General features: G+C 39.8%; 19 protein-coding genes and 2 pseudogenes. 7 read left to right on the plus strand and 14 right to left on the minus strand.

Annotation, left to right across the window (positions count from 1 at the left end):
* The first annotated feature begins 190 nt into the window (after positions 1 to 190).
* The 3 genes from QF042_RS00795 to QF042_RS00805 are packed head-to-tail and all read left to right on the plus strand — an operon-like array spanning position 191 to position 7,790.
* Entirely contained in the window at positions 191 to 6,088 is a 5,898-nt protein-coding gene (locus QF042_RS00795; protein WP_307524365.1) for a PKD domain-containing protein, read from the plus strand.
* Positions 6,085 to 7,107: a PorP/SprF family type IX secretion system membrane protein gene (locus tag QF042_RS00800; protein ID WP_307524367.1), complete on the plus strand. Its 1,023-nt coding sequence runs from the start codon at positions 6,085 to 6,087 to the stop codon at positions 7,105 to 7,107. Before QF042_RS00795 ends, QF042_RS00800 begins: the two co-directional genes overlap by 4 nt.
* Before the next feature lie 23 nt (positions 7,108 to 7,130).
* Positions 7,131 to 7,790 (plus strand): MgtC/SapB family protein, encoded by a 660-nt coding sequence (locus QF042_RS00805; protein ID WP_307524369.1) that lies wholly within the window; start codon positions 7,131 to 7,133, stop codon positions 7,788 to 7,790.
* Here the strand turns inward: QF042_RS00805 and QF042_RS00810 are convergent.
* A complete protein-coding gene (locus QF042_RS00810) occupies positions 7,771 to 8,262 on the minus strand; it encodes an RDD family protein (RefSeq protein ID WP_307524371.1) in 492 nt (163 codons plus the stop codon). The genes QF042_RS00805 and QF042_RS00810 overlap by 20 nt on opposite strands.
* 112 nt (positions 8,263 to 8,374) lie before the next feature.
* Here QF042_RS00810 and QF042_RS00815 point away from each other — a divergent pair.
* Positions 8,375 to 9,803: pseudogene (locus QF042_RS00815) on the plus strand (L-serine ammonia-lyase).
* Positions 9,804 to 10,265: 462 nt separating this feature from the next.
* Here the strand turns inward: QF042_RS00815 and QF042_RS00820 are convergent.
* The 10 genes and pseudogenes from QF042_RS00820 to QF042_RS00865 form a co-directional block, all read right to left on the minus strand.
* Complete coding sequence (locus QF042_RS00820; RefSeq protein WP_307524373.1) at positions 10,266 to 11,177, minus strand: AEC family transporter; 912 nt, start codon at positions 11,175 to 11,177, stop codon at positions 10,266 to 10,268.
* A 69-nt stretch (positions 11,178 to 11,246) separates the two neighbouring features.
* Positions 11,247 to 12,468, minus strand: a pseudogene (locus tag QF042_RS00825) (DEAD/DEAH box helicase).
* Positions 12,469 to 12,652: 184 nt separating this feature from the next.
* Positions 12,653 to 13,105: an Hsp20/alpha crystallin family protein gene (locus tag QF042_RS00830; RefSeq protein ID WP_307524375.1), complete on the minus strand. Its 453-nt coding sequence runs from the start codon at positions 13,103 to 13,105 to the stop codon at positions 12,653 to 12,655.
* A 53-nt stretch (positions 13,106 to 13,158) separates the two neighbouring features.
* The gene (locus QF042_RS00835; RefSeq protein ID WP_307524376.1) at positions 13,159 to 13,545 is read right to left on the minus strand and encodes a hypothetical protein; all 387 of its coding nucleotides are present in this window, start codon (positions 13,543 to 13,545) and stop codon (positions 13,159 to 13,161) included.
* 4 nt (positions 13,546 to 13,549) lie between these two features.
* Positions 13,550 to 13,783, minus strand: coding sequence for a hypothetical protein (locus QF042_RS00840; protein WP_307524378.1), 234 nt, complete (start codon positions 13,781 to 13,783; stop codon positions 13,550 to 13,552).
* A gap of 5 nt (positions 13,784 to 13,788) precedes the next feature.
* Entirely contained in the window at positions 13,789 to 14,055 is a 267-nt protein-coding gene (locus tag QF042_RS00845) for a hypothetical protein (RefSeq protein ID WP_307524380.1), read from the minus strand.
* A gap of 611 nt (positions 14,056 to 14,666) precedes the next feature.
* Positions 14,667 to 15,020, minus strand: a complete 354-nt coding sequence (locus tag QF042_RS00850; protein WP_307524382.1) for a hypothetical protein — start codon at positions 15,018 to 15,020, stop codon at positions 14,667 to 14,669.
* A 10-nt stretch (positions 15,021 to 15,030) separates the two neighbouring features.
* A complete protein-coding gene (locus QF042_RS00855; protein WP_307524385.1) occupies positions 15,031 to 15,582 on the minus strand; it encodes an RNA polymerase sigma factor in 552 nt (183 codons plus the stop codon).
* 478 nt (positions 15,583 to 16,060) lie between these two features.
* Positions 16,061 to 16,996 carry a hypothetical protein gene (locus QF042_RS00860; RefSeq protein WP_307524387.1) on the minus strand — a complete coding sequence of 312 codons (936 nt, stop codon included), beginning with the start codon at positions 16,994 to 16,996 and terminating at the stop codon, positions 16,061 to 16,063.
* Between the two features lie 242 nt (positions 16,997 to 17,238).
* Positions 17,239 to 18,000, minus strand: coding sequence for a DUF4197 domain-containing protein (locus QF042_RS00865; RefSeq protein ID WP_307524389.1), 762 nt, complete (start codon positions 17,998 to 18,000; stop codon positions 17,239 to 17,241).
* A gap of 217 nt (positions 18,001 to 18,217) precedes the next feature.
* Between QF042_RS00865 and QF042_RS00870 the strand changes: the two genes are divergently transcribed.
* From QF042_RS00870 to QF042_RS00880, 3 genes are all read left to right on the plus strand, one after another.
* Positions 18,218 to 18,796, plus strand: a complete 579-nt coding sequence (locus QF042_RS00870; RefSeq protein WP_307524391.1) for an RNA polymerase sigma factor — start codon at positions 18,218 to 18,220, stop codon at positions 18,794 to 18,796.
* On the plus strand, positions 18,789 to 20,096 hold the full coding sequence (locus QF042_RS00875) for a carboxypeptidase-like regulatory domain-containing protein (RefSeq protein WP_307524393.1): 1,308 nt from the start codon (positions 18,789 to 18,791) through the stop codon (positions 20,094 to 20,096). Before QF042_RS00870 ends, QF042_RS00875 begins: the two co-directional genes overlap by 8 nt.
* A gap of 113 nt (positions 20,097 to 20,209) precedes the next feature.
* Positions 20,210 to 20,824 carry an FMN-binding negative transcriptional regulator gene (locus QF042_RS00880; RefSeq protein ID WP_307524395.1) on the plus strand — a complete coding sequence of 205 codons (615 nt, stop codon included), beginning with the start codon at positions 20,210 to 20,212 and terminating at the stop codon, positions 20,822 to 20,824.
* A 307-nt stretch (positions 20,825 to 21,131) separates the two neighbouring features.
* Here QF042_RS00880 and QF042_RS00885 read toward each other — a convergent pair whose 3' ends face one another.
* The 3 genes from QF042_RS00885 to QF042_RS00895 all read right to left on the minus strand — a co-directional run bounded on the left by QF042_RS00885 (position 21,132) and on the right by QF042_RS00895 (position 24,208).
* Positions 21,132 to 22,142 carry an inorganic phosphate transporter gene (locus tag QF042_RS00885; protein ID WP_116250479.1) on the minus strand — a complete coding sequence of 337 codons (1,011 nt, stop codon included), beginning with the start codon at positions 22,140 to 22,142 and terminating at the stop codon, positions 21,132 to 21,134.
* A 12-nt stretch (positions 22,143 to 22,154) separates the two neighbouring features.
* Positions 22,155 to 22,796 carry a DUF47 domain-containing protein gene (locus tag QF042_RS00890; protein ID WP_029274248.1) on the minus strand — a complete coding sequence of 214 codons (642 nt, stop codon included), beginning with the start codon at positions 22,794 to 22,796 and terminating at the stop codon, positions 22,155 to 22,157.
* A 386-nt stretch (positions 22,797 to 23,182) separates the two neighbouring features.
* Positions 23,183 to 24,208 carry a cell wall metabolism sensor histidine kinase WalK gene (locus tag QF042_RS00895; RefSeq protein WP_307524399.1) on the minus strand — a complete coding sequence of 342 codons (1,026 nt, stop codon included), beginning with the start codon at positions 24,206 to 24,208 and terminating at the stop codon, positions 23,183 to 23,185.
* Between the last annotated feature and the right edge of the window lie 70 nt (positions 24,209 to 24,278).

Genomic DNA, 24,278 nt, shown 5'->3' on the forward strand with positions numbered 1-24,278 from the left:
AATTACGTTCTTTACAACGAATATTTATTGACGCGTCTAAGGTCTAGTACTCATTTCTGAGGTTGGATTAAAGCAAGGTTCACTAACAAAGCTTCCAGAACGCAATAAAATCATTCCCTAGTGTTAGAGATTTATGAAGATTCGTTGTAAAAGGAAATGGCTTTTTCTTGTCCTGTTTTTTGGGGCATTTTTGTGTACGTCAACAAGTTTTGCCCAGGTTAATATAGGCACAGTAGATCCTGGACCGTTTACGCCCGGCAGTACGATCGCTGTTCCTTTTACTGTACCTCCTAGCTGCGTATTGCAGGGCAATCAATTTCAACTGTACTTATCAGATCAAAATGGAAATTTTGGTGCCGAAACACTTATCGGAACTTACATGGGTTTTTACAGCACTTATGTAAATGGTATACTTCCTGTTGGCCTTACTCCAGGCACAGGCTACAGGGTGAGGGTAAAATCAACCAATCCCGTATCAGTAAGTGCAGCCTCGCCGACATTTGAAGTAAAGGCAGGAGCAGCGGTTGAAGCCAAGCTAAGTTCAACATTGTTAAATGCAGCAAACAATGAAACCTTTGGTACCTGTATCAGTAGAGCCAATAATTCTTTCTCCCTCACAAACGAATCTACAGCAAACAGCACCGTTACCGCAACCATTACCGATGAAGTAAGCGGCGGAATCTTGCCGCCAATCCCTTTTCCTACAGCAATACAGACTTTTACTGCCCAACAAGCACATTACACCATTTATACCAAAGCAGTAATGCCAAATGGCACTGTGGCTACAAAAGCCTATCTGCTGATCAACAACAAAGCAATAACCGCTTTTGCCAATACCGGAAATACGGTGTTATGTTTACCGTCTGCCGATTTTACCTTTAATGTTGATGTTACTTCAACTTCGGGCATACAAAACAATTTCCCCGGAGATATTTATACCATCACATGGGGTGACCAGGCTACAACCACCCACACCCTTTGCGAAATTATTGCCAATGGTGGCAAGGTTACACACCCCTACACCAAATCATCTTGCGGAAGTGTTTCTACATCGAGTGCTGGCACAATTTACAATGCCTTTGATGTATCCATCAGGGTATCAAATGCTTTCTGTTCTACAATGGGAACACCTGTTTCTTCTTCAGCCAAGGTAGTGGTAAAACCGATAAACTCATTTACCTTTAATACACCGGGCTGTACCAATGCCAATATCATATTTGTTAACACCTCCCTTTTAGGCGAAAATCCGAATACCAATACACCAGCCTGTACCCCAAATAATGTAACCTATAACTGGTATGTTGATGGTGTGATTAAAGCGGCAAATAAACCAAAATCATTTAATTTAGTTTACAGTTTTCCAACACATGGAGAACATATCATCAGATTAGAATCTAAAAATATTACAGGCGAGTGTGATGCCGATCCTGTAGAAATGAAAATCTGCATTCAGGATCCGCCCAAGCCTGCCTTTAATTTACCATCAAATACAATCTGTGCAGGAACAACATTAAAAGCTTCTGATCTTTCAGTTTTGGATAATATATGCGAAGCCGCCAACAATTACTTTTGGTCGGTTTCTCCAGCGGTTGGTTTTACAGGTGGTACAAGCGCAACAAGTAAAGAACCAGTATTCAACTTTACCAATGCGGGCACTTACACCATCACCTTAAACATTACTACGCCATCTTGCGGTGTGATGACCAGTCTGCCGCAAACTGTTGTGGTAAATGAAAGTCCGGCAGCTACGCTTTCGCCTGATATCATACTTTGTAACCTCGCTACTTACGATTTTAACAATACCACAACAGGGCCGACCAAAACCTTGATTACGGGCACCACCCAGGATTTATCAGATACTTACACCTGGACGGTTACGCCATCGGGTTCGGGCACTTATAGCTTTACGGGAGGTACCACCGCCAACACCAAATATCCATCTATAAAGTTTGATAGTTATGATACTTATACGATTTCTGTCACCCATAAAAATAACTGCGGAACAGTAACCAGTACCCAAAAAATAACCTTTAGCACAGCTCCTGTTGTAAATGCAGGGTTAGATCAAAGCATTTGTTTTAATGATCCAAGCTTTACCCTAAGCGGAACCATAACAGGTGCCACCTCATCTCAAACATGGATTGGTGGCCAAGGAACGTTTACACCGAGCAGAAACGATTTAAATGCAACGTACACGCCAACCGCAGCCGAAAAAACAGCAGGCACAGTTACGTTACAATTAAGAGTAACAACAGCCCTGGCGCCACCTTGCAACCAGATAGATGATGATATTATTTTAAAAATAAAACCCAACATCAGTGTAACAAGCGCAGCAACTAAAACCATTTGCACGGGCAATAATATAGCCTATGCACCAACCTCTGCAGTAACAGGCGTTACTTATACCTGGACGGCTACAGGAACAGCATCTGCCACTGGCTACACAACAACTGGAATCGGGGATATTAACGATGTACTCACCAATACCGACCTTAATGCTGATGCAAATGTTACCTACACCATTATACCTCATTTAGAGGGTTGCGATGGAACACCATTCTTATTATTTATCGTAATTAAGCCAAACCCCATTGCAACAGCAGCGGCACCTAATTTAACAATTTGTAATGCCACTTCAACAGCCATTACCCTATCAGCAAATCTGGCCGGCATAAATTATACCTATACCAGTGCAGTAACAGGCGCAATAACAGGCAATAGCAATAGAGTGGTAGCATCAGCAGTAAGCCAGATTAACGATATTTTAACCAATTCGGGTACTACATCAGGTACAGTAACTTATACCATTACACCAATATCTACAAACGGTTGTCCAGGTACACCAGCTAATATTACCATTACAGTTCTACCTAATGCAACATTGGCAAACGCAGGTCCGGATGAGGCGGTCTGTAATGCTACATCTTATACATTAAAAGGAAACAATCCGATAGTAGGTACGGGTAAATGGACTATCGTTTCCGCACCTACAAGTGTAACGTTTGCAGATGATACACAGGGCAATACTGCTATCTCGGGATTACAGGCAGGAAATACCTATACCTTAAGATGGACCATTGGCGATGCCAGTTGCTCAACATCCAGTGATGATGTTCAGATTACCGTCAACCCACTCAGTGTTGGTGGTACAAGCACAGGCGATGTTAATGTATGCGCAGGTGCCAATAGCGGAAACATTAATTTAACCGGACAGATTGGGGACATTACCCGTTGGGAAAGATCTATCGATAATGGCCTAACCTGGTCTACCGTTACCTCAACTGCAAATCCATATGTATTTTCTAACCTCACCATTACTACACAATATCGGGCGGTAGTACAAAGTGGTAGTTGTGCAGAGGTACTATCAACCGTAACTACCATCACGGTAAACCCCGGAACTGTTGCCGCAAATGCAGGTTCCGATCAAAATTTATGCAGCGGGAACGGCATTACCTTAAATGGGAATAATCCTTCACCCAACACAGGTATTTGGACACTTGTAACCACACAAACAGGTATTACTATTACCGACCCCACACTTTACAATACTACGGTTACGGGTTTAATCCCCGGGCAAGCCTATACCTTCAGGTGGACCATTTCTGGCTTCAATGGCTGTCCTCCATCTGTAGATGATGTAACGGTTACCTATTACTCGCCTGTTACCAATAATATTAATGCATCATCAGCGCCGGTTTGTGCCGGACAAAGTACCATCATTACCGGAGATACCCCAACTGGCGGAACAGGAACATATGCTTACCAGTGGCAGAGCAGTGCTGATGGGAATAACTGGAGCAATGTGCCTTCAGCCGTCAATAAAGACTTAACTTTAATTGTTTCTTCATCAACCTATTTTAGAAGGTTGGTTAACAGTACCATCTGTACTTCAATCAGTAATTCGCTACAAATTACAGCTTTACCGGGCTTAACCAACAATACCATTTCTACCGATCAAAACATTTGTATCGGCGCAGCGGCAGCGGCTTTAACAGGAGCTACACCAAGTGGAGGCAGCGGGACATACGTGTATCAATGGCAATCGAGCCTAAACGGAACAGCCTGGAGCGATGTATTGGGCGCAAACAGTGTAAGTTTTACGCCTCCAACGCCAACAGTAACCATTTATTACCGTCGGTCGGTAGCCAGCGGAGCCTGCAGCAACAACTTAAGCAACCAGATTAAGATAACAGTTAATCCACATGCTCAGGCAGAAATTACTTATAATAAAAATGTTGGCTGCGCACCTTTTATTCTAAATGCAAGCAATATTGCCGCAACACTATATCCCGACAGGAACAGTATTTATACCTGGTTTGCCAACAACATACAAATTGGAACAGGGTCAACCTTCCCTGGTTATACTTTATTAAATGGCAATGAAGCGGTAACGATAAAACTCGTAGTTACCAGTAGTTTGGGCTGTAATACCGATGAAAAAAGCGAGGTGTTTAGCACACTTCCAGTGATCACGCCATCTTTTACTGCAAGCGCAATTGAGGGTTGCGGCCCGCTTAATGTTACCTTTACCAATACAACCACTCCACTTTCCGGGGCTACATACAAGTGGAACTTCGGTAATGGTACAACATCAAATTTAGCCCAACCAGCAGCCCAAACTTTTCTAGCAGATCCAACAGGAAAAGATATTATCTATACCATTACTTTAGAAACCACTATACCATGTGGCCCGCCAATTGTAAAAAGCGCAACGGTTACCGTACATGCAAAACCTGTTGCTATCTTTTCTCCGGATAAAACAACAGGCTGTTCTGATCTGCTGGTAAATTTCACCAATACCTCTCCAGAAAGTGCAGAAACAACCTATACTTACGATTTCGGTGATGGTGCCCCGTCAGAAACTTATCCTGATAGAAGAACAGTAAGCCATACTTTTAGTACGCTTTTAGTTAAGAATTTTATCGCAACAATGACTGCTAAAAATTCTTGTGGAACAAGCACTTCTTCTAACACTATTGTGGTTTCACCTAATAATATTATACCAGAATTAGTAGTAAATGGAACCGAGAAAAAAGGCTGCGCGCCTTTCACCATAAATTTTGTGAATAATACCAGTGGAGCAAGCCGTTTCGTTTATACATTTACCAACGAAGATAGTGGCGAAATAATCAAACTTCCCTCCAATACAACGGGTATTTTTCCTTACACTTTTACCAAAGCCGGAAAATATACGATCAGGTTAGATGCTGAAAACGACTGTTCGAAGAATTTCACTACAGAAACCGTAACTATAATTGCTCAGCCAACAGCGAGCTTCACTGCCGATAAAACAACTGGCTGTACCAATCTTGCGGTGCAATTTAAAAATACAAGTGTAGGTGCGATCGGCTATCGGTGGGACTTTGGCGATGGTTCTCCAATTTCAAATGAATTTGAGCCACAACATACTTACACTGGTTCAGGTATAAATTATTTAGTTACACTAACCACCACCAATGCACTCGGCTGTATAAACAGCACTACCATAGCCGATTTTATCCATGTTGTTCCACCACCTGTAGCAACTTTTACTGTTATTCCAGGCAATGAAGTATCCATTCCCAATTATTCATTTGCCTTTAAGGATATCAGTACCGATGCGGTGAGCTGGGAATGGACTTTTGGTGATGGATCAGGATCGACCCTACAAAACCCAAACCATACCTACCCCAACGAAGGCACTTATAATGTAACCCTGAAAGTGCTGAACAAAGAAGGTTGTTCTTCCAGTACTTTTCAATCGGTGAGGATTATTGGTGTACCAGGTTACTTAAACATTCCCAATTCATTTATGCCTGCAAGTGCGAAGAATGAAATTAAAGTTTTCACGGCAAAAGGCCGCGGCATTAAAGAATGGCAAATGTCTGTCTTTAACAAATGGGGACAGGTGCTTTGGGAAACAAGCAAACTTGATGATGGAGCGCCTTTGGAGGGCTGGGATGGAACTTATAAAGGACAAGAGCAACCACAAGGCGTTTACTATTGGAAAGTAGATATAAAATTTATTAATGGCAGCGATTGGAAAGGGATGACTTACGATTCATCTCCACCAAGAAAAACGGGCGTAATATATTTAATAAGATGATGAGGAGAAGGATAATATTATTTTTGTTTGCGTTAGTGCTGCCCTTTATGATTTCGGCGCAGGACCACATTTATTCGCAGTTTTACAATGCCCCTGTTTATCTAAATCCGGCTTTAACAGGTCAGTTTGAAGGCGACATCAGGTTTAATGCCTTATATCGAAACCAATGGACGGGTTTAGCTAGCGATTTTTCTTACATGAGCGCTTCTGGCGATTTAAACCTTCACCAGTTTAACAGTGGCATCGGTTTAATTTTTAACCGCAGTAGCGAGGGTACAGCCTACCTGGTGAAGAATAATATAGCGTTGAGCTATTCTTATATTATCGATGGTGATGACTTTGCGCTCTCATTTGGATTGCAGGGTGGCATCACTAATCAGAAATTAAACTGGGATAAACTTGTTTTTGGCGATCAGATCGATATCAACACTGGTTATATGCCGGGTAGCGTTTCTGGCGCCGAGCGACCAAGCGTTGATAGCCGTTTTTATTTTGACGCCAATACAGGAGCCAATCTGGTTTATAAAAAATTTATGATGGGGCTCGCTGTCCATCACCTTAACCGCCCCGACGAATCGCTTTCAGGTTTTCAGGCAAAGTTACCCATGCGCATATCGGGGAATTTAAGTTACAAACTCACCCTCGTGCCCGATGAGTACGATCGCGACGGCAACTACCTGATTCCTTCAATTGTAGCCTACAAACAGGGTAATGTGAAGTCTTTCAGTGTAGGCATGCAATATAAATATGCCGGAATAAATGCAGGTATCTGGTACCGCAACGATGGCAATTCGAATGGAAGTGATGCCATTGTTTTTTCGGTGATCTTCGATATTTTTAACCGCAGAACCAACGGCGAAAAATTCAGGTTGGGCATTAGCCACGATGCTACAACTTCTAAAATCAATTATACCAATACCAGCGGTACATCAGAAATTGGTGTGGGTTACGAAAAATATTTTCCAAATAGTTCAAATGGGGGCAGAGCAAATGGCCTAAGATGTTATGATTTTTATTAATTTGCCTGTTATAATTCAAGGCGATGAACGAGATCATAGACCAAAACCATTTCATTACACAGAGCGAGATCAATAAATTTCTATTGGCAACATTCCTTTGTGGCATAATCGGTGCCGAACGCGAGTACAGAAGTAAATCTGCCGGACTCAAAACCATGATGATGATCGGCTTAGGTGCTACCCTATTTACCATTCTATCTATCAAAATCGGGCCAACCAGTCAAGACCGTATTGCCTCAAATATTGTTACCGGAATAGGTTTTTTAGGTGCCGGGGTAATTTTTAAAGAAGAAAACCGCGTTAAAGGGCTCACCACCGCCTGCATTATCTGGATTGTTGCCGCAATTGGGATGGCAGTTGGCTCCGGTTATTATGAACAGGCTATAGGGGTTACCATTGTGGTTTTATTAGCGCTGATTATTTTCCCCTTTTTAGAAGAAATTGGAGACCGTCGTTTTACCAAAAGGATTTACCGTATTGTTAAAAAACAGCATACACATGCCAATTTAGAAAGCTACGAAGAGGTTTTCCGTGAGAGCAAACTCAAACCACAACGCGGAAAACACCAACTGGTAGACAATATTATCACCGGAAACTGGATTGCTACCGGTACACCGCAAAACCATCGGAAATTTGTAGAACGTATGCTTAAAGATGATGATATTATAGAGTTTGATTTTTAACCGAATCAAACAGATCTACTCTTTGAGTCTGTAAGGCCAGTTTTTTTTCGTCAACCACCATCGTGTCCGACCAGCGATCGTGCCAGGGATCACAGGGATTACTGAGCGCGCTAATTGCATTAAAAGGAATCACACGGATCATATTTCGCGTAAATGCTTTTGCCAAATCGATCTCGCTACCATCCAGGTTTACGGCTTTTGTTCCTGTAATGAGTTTCCCAATTGATTTTCCATGTGAAACAGCTTCTATTAAACACATAATAAAGCCATAACAAACCATCGCGATCAATCGGTCTAAAAGACCATTGATTCCGTCTAAAATTCCAGGAAATAAAATTCCTATACAGATGTAAATGCCAAAAAGAATGATGTAAAAGACAATTAAGTCGATGATATAATTAGCAAGTCTTTTGCCCGAGCTGGCACGGCAGTAGCTTAAATCAATTTCTTGATAGTTGTTGTTAAAGTCCATTGATGGAGCGTTTGGATTAGATTTTTCTAAGGTAAAATATTTTGATGTTCATTCAAAATTAATTTAGCCAAAATCATAAAACAATCATAGCTTTGTATAACTATATTCATAAATGATCAAGGAACAAATTTCGGTTTTCGATATTTTTAAAATAGGCATAGGTCCATCCAGCTCACATACCTTAGGCCCTTGGCGGGCTGCACAACAGTTTACTGCTTCGCTTGCTCAAAACAACTTGATTGATGATATTGAGGGTATAAAAATATTGCTTTATGGATCACTTGCCAAAACAGGCAAGGGTCACGGAACTGATGTAGCCATTCTGCTTGGCCTAACGGGAGCAGATCCGGTAACTTTTGATGTAGATGCGGTTACCCCTACTTTCCTAAGCATCCAAAAAGATAAAAAACTAAATCTTGCCAATCATTTAATCCTTGATTTTGATTACGATAACGACCTGCTTTTTCTTTTTGCCGAAAGTTTGCCCTTTCATCCAAATGCGGTTACTTTTCAGGCATTTTTAAAAGATGGAAAGGCATTTTCTGAAACCTATTACTCTATTGGTGGTGGTTTTGTGGTAAAAGAAGGTGAAGACAATAGCAAAAAAGCCCAGGTAGACCTCCCCTTCCCTGTAGAAAAAGCAAAAGACCTTTTACATTGGTGCTTATCTACCGGCTTAAAGGTGAGCGAAATTGTAATGGAAAACGAATTGGCCTGGCGCACAGAAGCAGAAACAAAAAAAGGCATCCTACAACATTTTGCAGTTATGCGCGATTGTATTTATCGCGGATGTCATACCACGGGTTTTTTACCTGGCGGTTTAAATGTGGCACGAAGGGCATTTCCGCTAAATAAACGATTAATGGGCAAAAGCGAATATTCAAACTATGATACCTGGGTGGAAGCGATTAGAAAAGGTGGCAATGGCTTCAACTACACCTTAGATTGGGTAAGTTGTTTCGCATTGGCCGTTAACGAAGAAAATGCATCTTTTGGCCGTGTAGTAACGGCCCCTACTAATGGTGCTGCAGGGGTAATTCCAGCCGTATTACAATATTTCATTACCTTTTGCGATGGTTATTCTGAAGAAAAAATTATTCAGTTCATCGCCTGTGCCTCAGAAATAGGCAGTATTTTCAAAAAAGGAGCAACAATATCAGCCGCTATGGGCGGATGTCAGGCCGAAATTGGTGTTTCCTCAGCCATGGCAGCTGCAGCGCTAACGGAGTGTTTAGGTGGCTCCCAAAGACAGGTTTTAATGGCAGCAGAAATTGCTATGGAACATCACCTGGGTTTAAACCTGCGATCCGATTGGTGGTTTGGTACAAATCCCTTGTATCGAAAGAAATACCATGGGCGCAATTAAAGCCATCACAGCCAGTCAGTTAGCTTTACAGAGCAATCCCGATAAGGCAAAAGTAAGTTTAGATGCCGTGGTAAATACCATGTGGGAAACCGCCCTTGATATGAATGCCAAATACAAAGAAACATCAGATGGAGGATTGGCAACCAATATTCCCATCAGCTTGCCAGAGTGCTAATTCAACATTGTTGCAATAAAATGACCGGTGTTATCGATTTATTACAAACTTTTTGGCCCTAAATCAACAAGTATTTTTAATTCGCTGACATGCACATTGTGGGTTTAGCTAAAGATCAGACAGGTAAAGAATATTATATCGTTAAACACTCTCGGGAGCAAGCAACGATTGCGGCCTTTTTGTTGGGGTTTAACCGCAAAGGGCGCGAAGTTTTCGCAAAACCTAATAGTCGTCACCCTGAATTTATTTCAGGGTCTATCCTAGCAAGAAAGATGCTGACCACATAGTAGCTACAAGACAATTAAAATACTACTTCTACTTGTAAAACAAGTTCAGCATGACGATCGTGTCAAGAAATTGTGTTAAAATTGGTCAACACGAATAAATATTAATTGAACTTAAGCACATAAGACTTCCTCTGTGTGCTCTGCGCTTTCTCTTTGCGGTTAAAAAACGAGATAATTAAACCAAGCGCGAATAGGTTAACACCAACCACCATAAACCCGTGGTGATAAAAGACAATAAAATTCCGATCCCAACCACCAAGTTAGAAAGCTTCGGATTAAGATTATACTGGTCGGCTACCACACCAGCGGTTAATAGCGTTGGCATAGCCATTTCGAAAATGGTTATTTTAGTAATTGTTCCACTCATCCCCAAAAAAAGTGCAACAAGTAACACCACTAAAGGCGCCAAAATTAATTTATACAATAGCGCAAAGCTGATGTGCTTCAATTCGCTAAACCAACCGCCAAATTTTAATTGTAAACCTATTGAAAACAACGCCAGTGGGCCAACCGTACCAGCTAGTTTCTCAAATAGTGGATCTAGTGAAGAAAGATCAATAAAATGTGGGAGGATCAGTGCTAAAACGCAACCAATAAACGGAGGGAAGGTCAATACTTTTTTCAGCACCAATTTTGGGTTTAACTTTTGGTTCTGCGAAGAGCGGATGGCTACAATAATGCCAATGGTAGATAAAAGCGTAAAGGTTACCTGATCGCAGATAATGGCTATTGCCAGTTCTTTTTCACTAAAATAAGCCACAATTAATGGAAAACCTACAAATGAAGTATTACTTAAAGAACTAGTTAATTTTAATCCACCTGAAGTGGCTTTGCTCATATTCCGGATACGGCTATAGAGGGTAATAAACAACCAGCCAAATAGCCAGATAAAAATTGGTGCCAGTGCTGGAAACAATAAATCTCTCGTCCAGGTAATATGTGGCAAATATTTAAACGAAACTGCTGGTAGTGCAATATAGATAATCCAGGCGTTAATGCCCTTGTGTGCATCTTTAGGCAGCGATTTACTTTTTCTGAAAAGAATCCCGGCTAAAATACATAAACCTATAAGAATGAAGTTTGCCATTGTGTAGCGCAAAGATAATTTATAAAAGAAAAACGCCAATAAGGAATGTATTTATGGCGTTCTAAATAATTATACAGAAGGTTTTGGTTTTTTCTTTTTGTTCCAAACCTTTTTCGTGCCTTTATGCTGTGGCCTCTTTTCCTCCACATGCGTAATTTCCATTGCAGCTATACTTTCAGGCAGTGGCATTCGGGGAACCTCCTTTTCGATTAATTTTTCAATATTATCGAATTTACGTTTATCCCTTCCATTTATCAATGTAATGGCTGTTCCTTTGGTTGCTGCTCTTGCCGTACGACCAATCCTATGCACATAATCGGCCGGATCGCCAGGAACATCATAATTGATAACCAAGTCGATTCCCTCTACATCGATTCCGCGGAGATAACACATCAGTTCCAATCAAAATTGGCAACCGCCTGTTTTTGAAAGCCAGTAAAATATCTTCACGCTCCTTCTGCCCCAAATCGGAGTGAAAAGCTTCGGCTTTAATGCCTAATCCTTTAAAAGTTTTATATAAAGCTTTTACTTTTTCCTTGGTCGAAACGAAAATAATACTGCTCTTGTATTGCCCGCTTTTAAAAATATCGGTTAATAAGGCTTGTTTCTGCTGGTCGTGAATGTTATAGGCCCGTTGATCGATCCCTTCAGCAGGTTTAGCAATTGAAATCGTAATCTGCTTCGGTTCATGCAAAATCTTACCTGCCATGGTCCTTATTTTCGGCGCCATTGTAGCTGAAAATAAAAGCGTTTGCCTTTTCTTTGGCAGGTAGCTAATAATGCGGATAATATCGTCGTAAAAGCCCATATCCAACATCCTATCAGCTTCATCTAAAATCAAATGCTGCAAATGTTCCAATTTTAACACACCCGAAGATAAATGTGCCATTAGCCTGCCCGGAGTGGCAATAATAATATCTACTCCATCGCGCATAGAACGTTTTTGCTGTTCGTAAGCAATACCATCTCCTCCACCGTAAACTGCTAAAGAACTGATGTTGGTAAAATAAGCCAGTGCTTCAACCTGTAAATCAATCTGTTGCGCAAGCTCACGTGTTGGCGCCAGGATCAAAGTATTGTTGTGTCTGTCAGCAGCTTTGCTAATTTTATCCATTACTGGTAATAGATAGCTGGCTGTTTTTCCTGTACCGGTTTGCGCACAGGCAATCAGATCATGATTATCTAAAATTACCGGGATGGCTTGTTCTTGTATTGGTGTAGCGCTTTTATACCCCATGGCCATTAAGCCTTCGTATAAATCGGGGTTAAAGTTAAAGTCGTTAAAATTCAATCTATTGTGTTTATATCTTTTAGCAAAAGTACCTTAAAATACCGCTAATAGCAAACTCCATTTCAATATCTGTTTGCTTCGTAATTTGAAAAGTAATATCAATGAATTCTTTCCTGTTGCAACAAAGCAAAATAGCCCCAACTGCTTAAAACAATCGGGGCTTGGAAATTATAATAGACGAAACTTAGTCTACCAGAATATCTTTCTCTGGTGTATTCGTTTCAGGGTTTTTAGGTAGGGTAACCTTCAAAATTCCATCACCATAGTGGGCAGAAATATTTTCTACTAAAACCTTTCCGTTTAAACCAAAAGCCCTTTCGAAAGGGCCGTTGCTATATTCTCTGCGGCTATACTTTTTAGCTGAATCAGCTTCTTCTTTAGGGTGGTAAGAAATGGTTAATACATCATCTTTGGTAACCACCTTCAAATTCTCTTTAACCAAAGCTGGTGCAAAAAGCTCAATAATAAAGCTGGTTTCTGTTTCTGCTATGTTTACAGGTACTTTTCTAAGGCCCTGGTTAAACATGCCGTGTTTGTGGTGACCGAAAGGACCACCGAAGTGCCTTCCAAATCTTCCCTCTCCTGCGCCGAAGCGACTATGCATCTTGCCCGAATGGCATCTATGTTCGTTGTACATTTTATTTAATTTTAATTGTTATTTATTCTGTTAATTCACTGGCTGAGCCAAGATTAATTGTAAACCGTCTGCTCCTTTTTAGGGATGCCCAATAGCTGTGTAATGATATTTGCATAGGGATAGGATGGCGAGAAAACGGCATAATCAAATTTTAAACCCCTTATCTGAACCAAAATATCGTCGATAAATTTCATTGGCTCAAGCAGGGCGCTGATCAGTCCCGATTTAGGTTCTTCATTCATAACGTTTTTCCCTTGAAAAATATTTAACTCCTGAGTGTAGGCTTTAAAGTCAGCGCCGATTTGTTCTATAGGAGCTTTAAACTCATCTGAACTAAAGAAAGTTACCTTCTCTCCCCGCGTAATCAATTCGTTTGCCATACCTAAAATCGGCCTTACATCGGCCTGAGATGGATCGCTTAAAAAAAGTACTTGTGACATAACGCTATCTATTTACTTTGTTTATACTGTCAACTGCTGTAATCATGGTATCATCCATTTTTCTGTTGTGGTGACTGTAACTATGGTTTCTATGATGTTCTTGCTGACAATCATCACGATAATGCCTGTTTTTAAAATCTAACCGATCACGGTATCCATTCTGAATGGCAAGTACATTTAAGCTGTAAAAAGTTCCTGCGGCAACAGCCAATGCTAATAATATTCTAAATGTTCTCATGGCGGTTAATAATTTACGTTGATATTGTTAACTGTTCCATTGCCTTGTACGGTTGGCCTGTACCATTGGTTATCGATCGGTACAATTGGGTTGTAATAATTTTCGAAACCGTTAAAGCGGTTATGGAAATAATGGTGTCGCCTCCCAATAAAAATCCTGAACATTAAACCGATCAGCATGATGGCGAATATAAATTTGAACACAAATGGTATGAAGAAAGCGACTGCACCGAGTACAATCCCGAATCCTATGGTTTTTAATATTTTTTTCATCTCCTATAATTTTAAATAATTGTAATCAACTCACAGTAAATGAGTTGAGTTACCAACACTGTTTTTTTGTTATTTATATAGGAAGACGAAGCAACTTTATTTTTACTTTAAATTATTTTGATTTTTTTATTTACTAAGGAATTTCCCCCTAGTGATGTCATCCTGAGCGCAGTCGAAGGATCTCTTTAAAAAGTTTTGAAGATCCGTCATTTCGAGCGGAGTAAAACATAGTCGAGAAATCTATAAAGAGATCTCCCCACTCCGGTCGAGATGATGATGCCTCATTACCATTGACGTATCATTTAAACAGCTAAGAATCAATTTTTCGCGCAAAAAATTTAACACTATCGATAGCTTGGGAAATATATTCCTTGCACAAACCTTTCATTATAAACCCGATAGCAGTGGATGCCGATTCTTTACCGAAAAATCGGCACTGAATCAGCATCGGCTGGAATGAATAGCGGGACTGCTAAACCCTATGGAATACTGACATTCGTTTCCAAAACCTAAAAGCTAAAAACGTCATTTATATTGATTTTATACAATAAATTAACCCTCAGAATGGCAGTAAAAAACAAAAAGCCCCGAATTTCTTCGAGGCCTCTAAATTATTCCTTATTGCGGTGGTGGCCCCATCCGCCACACCTCCGTTTATATTCTTCTTTAAATTTAATTCTTTCTTCTTCGTTCATGGTCTCCCATTTTGCCCGCATGCTCCTTGCCCGCTCACGAAAACCATTATGTCCGCCATGCCCACCTTTATTAAAGTTTCCAAAAAGTAATCTGCACAGCACCAGTAAACCGACTGCCTGCCAGTAATTTAGTTTGCCAGCATGTGCCACCTCAGGTAAAATCCAGTTCCATAAAAACATAACCACATAACCCAATACCGCTGCAATAAGCACCGCTACAGGTAAAAAGAAAATAAATTTCTTGCGCCGATTAAAATTTCTATTCATCATGTCTGCAAATTTAATAGTTAATAAATTCCTGATATAAATTTTGTAAGCGGTTACGCAGGTGTTTTACTGCATAACCCTTTCTTGATATTAATGTTTTGATATTCTCTCCGCTTTCATCTGCCAGTTCCTGAAAAGTGCGTTCTTCCAACTCATTTTGAACAAATACATAGCGTTGATTTTCGGGTAGCTCTTCCAAAGCTAAAAATAGCTGATCCCAGAATAGTTTCTTTAAACTTTCTTCTTCTGGCGAGAAAGATTCGGCAAGCAAAATTTCTTTAAAATTGATTTCCCCATCCTCACCTTCGAAAGTAAAATCTTCTAACGATTCTTCCTTTTGTTTACGGTATTTATCGGTAATCTTATTTCTTGCCACCCGATATAGCCAGCCACTAATTTGCTCAATGGCGCCAGCCTCGGGCTGATTGCTGAGCTGAAACCAAACGTCCTGTAAAATATCTTCCGCATCCTCATCCGTATTCACCCTTCCGCGGATGAAACTGAATAGGCGTTTACCATAGTTGGCAACCGTTGAAATGATATTTTGAGGTTCGTTTGTTGGCACTAAATTTTGTTTAATAATTCAGTAAACGGATGAAACTCAATATTACTTTAAATTTTCTTTATTTTTTTCGGAATAAATACGAGGTTTAGCAATGGGATGAGCGGAGCAAAAAATTTCGTAAGTCTTATCTTCTATAGACAGACGAAGCTTTATACTTTTTTGAAAATGAACGGGCAGCTTTTCATGGCAGACTTCAGCCCCGCTTTCCATTACAAGTCCGTACTCGTTCCTCGTTTACGGGCTTTTCATTGCAATCGGGTTTAGGCACAAGGTGTGTGCACCTTACAACCCTACAAATGAAATGCTATTTTGGCCAGCTAGCCCCGGGTGGAGCGATACCCTGAAGGGCAGAGGAATCCTGATTCTTCGGAAAAGCGTATAAGCGTAACACGGGAACCAGGTTATTTTCTTGCACAGGCATTGCGCTTCAGAAAAGATTGGATTAATAGGGAATTTACCTGACTTACGAAGTCCTCCACTACTTTAATGCCCCGGTTGGATTGGTCCCTTTATCAACCACCGTTTTAATATTGCCACTTAAATCAGCGACATATATTTTGCTTTGCGTAAATGGTTTTTCAGCTCCGCTATAAAAAATCCGGTCATCGGCAGTCAGAAAAACATAAGGAACGTTCATACCTTTTGGGGAAATCCTGGTTATTTTTTTACTGGCCAGATCTAAAACATAAACCGCTTCACTTGGCCCGGTTAATCCATTTAAAATATCGGTATTTCCTGCATTAAAAACCAGTTTCGCTCCGCCTTTTGTATAAAAGAAACGGTTGCTACTCGAAATGGAAAATTCTTTCCCGATCAAATCAGTTATCAATTTGGTATCAATTAACTTACCGGTACGATCAAAGGTGTAAAGCTTGGTAAGGTCCTGCCCGATGATTTCCTTTTCATTTTTCCAGGTCGGGCCGTAAACATTTATTTTAGATGCACTATCGAGCATCACATACCCTGTATTATCGGTTTTAATTACGCCTATTTTCCATAGGTTTTTGCTGTTAAAAATATTGAAAGCGATTGCACCTCCATCAGCCGACCACATCGCCTGATAATAATTATTGCTATTTACCTGCAATTTACCCTGGCTCTTGTTTTCCATATCAGCAATCCAAATTGATCTGTTCCCGGCAGAATCGCTCAAGGTATATGCCAGTTTATTTCCATCAGGAGAAATAGCCGGATCGGTAGCACCACCGAATGAAATTTGTTTCATGGTATCGATACTCGTGGCTACAATTTTATCTCCGTCCTGATAGGCTAAAGCAAAATTTTTACTGCTTAAAGAAACGGTATCTAAAACGGCTTTGTTTGTACTATCTTCTGATTTATTGCTATTGCAAGCTGTTAATACAACCGAAATTGCAATGCATGCTAAGGTAAATGGTTTGTTGAACTTCATCATGTGCAATTTTACAAATAGTTTTTGTTTCTCTCATTCAGAAACCATGGAGAAGCTATATTTTACTTAATACAAACTTTGCGTCAACGATAAACGGTCTAATTTCCGCCGTGGTTCGTGTCCTCACGAACCACAAATCAACAATGATACTCAAAGAATCTAAATTTCGGTCTGTGGGACACAGACCGAGGCACTCGATTTCTCTCCGCCGTGGTTCATGTCTCCACGAACCACAACTAAACACATTAAATCTTTTTCTTATCCGCGTAACCAAATACCTTTTGCAACAAGGTTGTGCTTCTTGAGCTCAAATTGCCCCTGATTTTTAGTTCTTCTTTCGCCACTTCAACAAATAAACCATCTATCGCTTTTTGCGTAACATATTCAGTTAAATTGGTGTTTACGGGTTTTACCAAAGGCAAGCGGTTGTATTGCGTAGTCAAATCGCTATAATACTTAGTGGCATTTACCTTATTTAAGCTGGTGGTTACAATCGGGCTGAATTTTTGCATTAATTGTGCAGTCGTCACCCTTTTAAAATATTCGGTGGCTGCGTCTTTATTACCCAAAAGGATATTAGTCGCATCGGTTAAAGTCATCTGCTTAATAGCCGATATAAAAATAGGCTTTGCTTCGGTAGCTGCATCTTCGGCGGCACGGTTTAAACTTACAATCACATTATCGCAAAGTTTGTTCAATCCTATGCTACGTAATGTTCTTTCAACCTTCTGGGCTTCGGGAGGCATCAGAATTTTAACAGCCAAATTGCCTAAAAAGCCATCTTTAAGCGAAAGCCTGTCGGCGCCTGCAGAAACACCAATTTGTAGTGCTTCCTTAATCCCCTGTCCTATTTCAAAAGTAGATGGCGTCCCGGTAGCAGCTGTTGTAGTGCCTTGTTTTTCGGTTATCTTTTTAAATATATCACTCAGCTTAATCTGTGCGCTAACATTTAAGCTTGCAAATACCAGTATGACCAGTAATGCGGTTAAAATATTATTTTTTTTCATTTTGTGTGTTTAATCATACTAAGCAAAACAACTGCCATAATCCTTATTTACGCTCAAATATAAGCCTTTGCGTATGGCAATAATGTTAAACCGTTTAAAAAGATAGTGAACGAGGTAAAATATTTAGGACCTTATCTTCCTAAAAAATTAGTTTATGTCTCATCACTGAGAAATATTTTTTATACTTGAAAGATAATTCGAAATAGCTGCCATTTTTTTGAGGTTTATAAAAAACACAGCTGGGAACACCCAGCAAGACGACGCCAAACTGATTGCCGAGTATAAAAATACGGGCGATTTAGACGCGTTGGGTACACTTTACAATAAATATATGCATTTGGTGTTCGGGGTTTGCTTAAACTATTTTAAAGATGAAGAGCAAAGCAAGGATGCGGTAATGCAGATTTTTGAAGAACTGGTAACGAAGCTGAAAATACATGAGGTACAGAATTTCAAAAGCTGGCTTCATGTTTTAACGCGGAACCATTGTTTAATGGCACTACGGAAATCGGCCAAGCAAAATAATGTCTCGATAGACGATACTTTTGTGGAAAATAGCGAGTTTGTGCATCTGGATATAGACAACACAAAAGAAACGCAGCTTACCATTATGGAAAAGTGTATGGAAACTTTGCCCGAAGAACAGCGAAAAAGCGTAGATTTATTTTATTTACAAGAAAAATGTTATAAAGAAGTAGCCGATATTACGGGCTACGATATGCTTAAAGTTAAGAGTTACATCCAAAATGGTAAGCGGAATTTAAAGATTTGTATAGAGAAAAACAGTAGTGAATAACGATTGGTTAGATATTGATGTTCTGGAAGATTACCTAAATGGTAAACTTGATGTTAAGGCTATGCACTTTGTAGAGCGACAGGCTTTAGAAGACCCTTTTGTTGCCGAAGCATTAGAGGGACTGAAACAATCGCCAAAACGCAAGCAAACGCTTTCTATTTTACAAAAACAACTGTACGACCGCGTTTCTGAGAAACCTGTAAAACGCAAACTTTGGGGCATTACTACGCAAAGGTTAAGCATTGCGGCAACAGCAACGGTGGCCTTTATTGCGGTAAGCATTTTATTCTTTATGCGAGAAACCAATCGCAGGAATGCAGAACTTGCTGCACATAAACAGGGCGGCGTAATGGTTCAGTTAGATAGCACAACGAGTGTTGCATCAGTTCAACATAAAGAAGATACGGTTACTCAAAGTTCGACTAAGGCAGCTTTAATTGATAAAGCAATTACAGCCGCAAAAACAGGTGATTTAGCAAAAAACACTAAACCCAAACCTGTTGTAGAACCTGCAGTACCACAAATTGCCGAGGCAAAAGCTGCTTCCGATTATAATAGGGCAAGAACGGCAAAATCAGAAGCCTTTGGCACTTACGCTTATAAAGCAAAGGCAGAACAAAGTGTACGAAATGAATCTGTGGTGGCTGCAGCACCAGCTCCTGCATTGGGCTCTAGTAAAATTGCATTTAGTGGCAACGTTGTGGACCAAAGCAATGGCCAGCCTGTTCAGGGTGCTGTGGTAAAGTTAGCTGGCTCTAAAAATGTAACCGCAACAGATGCTAAGGGTTATTTCTATTTACCTGCAGACAGTAATGCAAAAGATAAGGATTTATTGATTAATGCTATTGGTTTTAAAGAATTGCCAGTAGCTGGCTTACAAGACCCGAACGCGATTAAAAGTGCATTAAGTGGAAATAAATCGCTAAACGAAATTGCCTTAATCACAGGTTCAAACGGGCATAAGAAAGAAAATATTGCTGCGCCAAAAATTACGTTGCATGCAGAACAAAACCTGGATGGAAAATCAGCTGATAGCATTACGAAACCTATTCCGGTTTCTACCATTAACTATAGCCAATACTTAGAGAATAACAATAAGCTTTATAACCCTAAAGGCCCGGAACAATTTGTTATTTTAAGTTTTAAAGTTAAAAAGAACGGACGGCCAACCAACATCGCCGTTATAAAATCCCTTAACAAAAAAGCTGATGCAGAAGCAAAACGGCTTATTCAAGAAGGTCCGGATTGGGTATTACCCAAAAAGGGAACTGATTTAGTCGAAATCAGCGTTAAGTTTTAATTTTCAAGGCATTAACCACAGAGAACACCAAGTATACAAAGCGTAAAATATAATACAGCTTTGTGCGCACGGTGAAGTCTCCTTTTCTCTGTAGTAAAAAAAAACAAATTTCTATGTACAAATTACCACACTTTACTGCAAATAATCAAGATGAGGTTCTTGAGTTTATGCATCAAAATACTTTTGTAACCCTAATTGGTTTCGATGGCGAATTCCCTGTAGCTACACAAGTACCCGTTAAAACCTTAGTTGAAGACGGATCGATAAAACTGATTGGCCACATCATGACCAAAACAGATCATTATAAAGCTTTTGAGCAAAATCCTCGTGTTATGGCCATTTTTACGGGTGCTCATGCTTATATCAGTGCTTCAGTATATGAAAGTCCTGCAGCAGCATCTACATGGAATTACAAGACAGTTCAGGCCAAAGGTATCATCAGGCTCATGACTCCGGAAGAAACCTATCAGGTCATAAAAGAACTAACCGACAAATACGAAGATCCCGAAACCAGCCCTGCGGCGTTTAATAAAATGGATGAAGCGTACATTCAGAAACATTTAAAAGCGATTACCGGATTTGAAGTTACAGTGAGTCATATCGATCACGTTTTTAAAATGAGCCAGAACCACTCCGCCAAAAACAAGGAAAGTATTGTGGCAAATCTGGAGAAAAGTGATGACACATTGAATCATGAAGTGGCTAAAGAGATGAAGAAGAATTTGTAACCTAAGTTCGATTCATAATACACTTTTAGTGAAATCATTATACTTTTTATCATTCGTGGAGTCACCCTGAATTTATTTCAGGGTCTATCTTGCAAGAAAGATGCTGAAATAAATTCAGCATGACGATCGCTTTAAGTTAAGAAGCTATCCCGCTTGATCCAAATATTAATATAATATAGGTTTAAGGGAATTTAGCCATTTTTATCACAAAGATAGTTTGATAAATCAATGACAAAAATGCGAGTAAACAAAAAAGACCAAAGCAATTAAGCCTTGGTCTCTCGAGTATATTTAAAGAATTTTGTTTTTACTTTAAGTAATAAATGGCTGCATAAATTATGGCAGCCAAAGTTGCCGATACCGGAATGGTTAAAATCCAGGCCCAGATTAAATTGATGGTTACACCCCAACGTACTGCTGAAACACTTTTTACTACACCTACCCCTACTATCGAACCCGTAATGGTATGCGTTGTAGAAACCGGAATACCGAAATGCTCTGTAATACCTAAAGTTATTGCACCTGCACCTTCTGCAGCAACACCTTCCAGTGCCGTTACCTTCGTAATTTTAGATCCCATTGTTTTAACAATTTTCCAACCGCCACTCATCGTACCTAATGATATTGCAGAGTAACAAGCTACAGGAACCCACCAAGGCATTGCCTCGAAATTTGGAATAACCTTAGCCGCGATCAACGCTGTTGCGATGATCCCCATTACTTTTTGGGCATCGTTACCTCCATGGAAGAAACTCAATGCTGCTGATGAGATTAATTGAAGGCGTTTAAACCATTTTTCTGCCGTTGCCGGCTTGGCATTTCGACAAATATTAATGATGATCAGGGTTAAAACAACAGAAATAACCAAACCGATTATCGGAGCCAAAACAATGAAGGAAATGATCTTGATTACATAACCCATGTTTACAGCATCCAGCGGGCTGGCACCTGTAATCAAAGCATAAGTCATACCCGCGCCAGCGAAACCGCCAATTAAGGTGTGAGAAGAACTTGAAGGGATACCGTACCACCAGGTTAAAAGGTTCCAGATAATGGCAGCAATTAATCCTGCCAGGATTACTTCTAAGGTGATGTAATGTTCAATAACGGTTTTGGCAACCGTATTGGCCACTTTATGATCGGTAAAATAAAAGTAGGCAGCGAAATTGAAAATCGCAGCCCATAAAACCGCCTGAAAAGGCGTAAGAACTTTTGTAGAAACAACTGTTGCAATCGAGTTAGCGGCATCGTGAAAGCCGTTAATGTAATCGAAAGCAATAGCCAGAATTACAACAACAACCAATAAGGTAGTTACCATGTTTGTTTTTTATTAAGCGTTTTTAACCAAGATAGTTTCAAGCACATTCGCCACATCCTCACACTTATCTGTTGCTTTTTCTATCGTTTGTAAAACCTCTTTTTGTTTAATTAATTCAATCGCATTGGTTTCGTATTCAAATAAACGGGCTACCGCTAATGTAAATACATAATCAGCCTGGTTTTCGCCACTGTTAATCCGGATACAAGCATCGGCAATTACACGAATGTTTTTAAAACTGCGTAATTCTTTAATTGCTTTATCAATATCAGTACACATTTCTACCAAAAGCTCGGCAATTTTAACAATCGGCTCGTTAATGGTATTCATGTTATACATCTGCATGCGGTTTGCAGTACCATAAATATAATCGGCAACATCATCAACGGCAGTAGCCAATGCATGGATGTCTTCTCTATCAAATGGCGTAATAAAGTTCCTGCTCAGTTCAAGAAAAATTGAATGGGTAATATCATCACCTACATGTTCCAGGCGCTCAATTTCTTTAAAAATTGTTTTTCTGCTTTCAGCATCACCCGTGCTAACCATTTCTAAAAGGGTTTCAGCAATTTTTAATGCATTGCTACCTGCTTGCTCGAAAAGCGGATGAAACTTTTTGTCTTGAGGTGTAAAGAACTTAAAAATATTGTTCATGTTAATTTTTAATATGTTGCAAAGCTACAAGCCCAATGTTAAGTTAATGTTAATTTGTTAATTATATTAACTAATTATAAGCTTATTTACTCAGGCCTAGATTATTTCTATAGTTTTAGGTACCTGACAATGAAAGAAATAGGTTTTTTGGAAAACAGTGCGAATAAGTTCTTCGGTTACGATAGCCCCGCTAAACGCTTTATCCCGATGAAACCTATGCGAAATAGCATGCCACCATAAATAGTTTAAGATAACTGCTTAAATCGGGATGTTCGCTAATATCGGGTTTATCAACAGTGGTAAATTGCTTTTCGGCACGAAATCAGATGCCGTGCGTTCCGTGTTTCCGTGGCAAAAATTGAAGAATGATATCAAGGTCACTAAAGCTACCCGCCCTTTTGGAGCGTAAAAGCAAAGGTAGTACCAATACCTGGCGTACTCCTTACCGAAATGGTTTGTTCGTGCGCCTCCAAAATGTGTTTCACAATGGCTAAGCCTAAACCCGTACCGCCCACTTCTCTGGCCCGGTGGGTATCAATGCGGTAAAAGCGTTCAAATAAGCGTAACAAGTGTTTTTCTTCAATTCCGATACCATTATCGGTAACTTCTATCAAAACCTGATCATGCAGTTCAAAAATCTTAATGGCCGTCTCCCCACCATCAATGCCATACTTGATGCTGTTTACCATTAAGTTAATCAACACCTGTCTAATCTTTTCGCGATCGGCTGAAACCATTGTAATGGCCGTATACTTATCTTTAAAAAAGAGTTTAATGTTTTTGGCCTTAGCCCGGTCTTCGAGGTTTTCCATAACCTCTTTCGCCAATTGTACAAAATCGAATTTTTGGTAGTCAATTGGCGATTCGCCTGTTTCTAACTTTGAAATAACGTCTAAATCATTAATTAAATAACTCAGTCGCTCCACATTATTTTCTGCTTTTTTTAGAAATAAAACGGCCTGATCCGGATCGTCAACCAAACAGTCTTGTAAAGTTTCGATATAACCTTGAATGGCAAAAAGTGGGGTTTTAAATTCATGCGAAACATTCGAAAGGAATTCTCTTCTAAACTGTTCCTGTTTTTTTAATAAATCTATTTCTTTTTTCTTGGCGCCTGCCCATTCCTTTACTTCTTGCTCTACATCATTAATCGGATCAGAACTCACATACTCACCAAGCGCATCTTTTAAATCTTTACCTAATTTAAGGTTATGAATAAGCTTGTAGATGAGTTTAATTTTGGTATAAATGTACTTTTCCAGCAAATAATAAAAAACCAAAAAACTACACAAAAACGATACGCCAAAAGAAATAGCCATATAATACAGACTATGCTGAAAATAAAAATTAACCATCCCGATGGAAAGACCAACGGCGAGAGCAGTAAATAAGACCAGCACACTTAATTTCATGTTGCAATTTAAAGTTTTTATGTTAATTGTGTGTTAAGAGATAATGGAGATTGATTCATTTTTTACGGAA

This window comes from Pedobacter sp. W3I1, assembly GCF_030816015.1.
Taxonomy (GTDB): domain Bacteria; phylum Bacteroidota; class Bacteroidia; order Sphingobacteriales; family Sphingobacteriaceae; genus Pedobacter.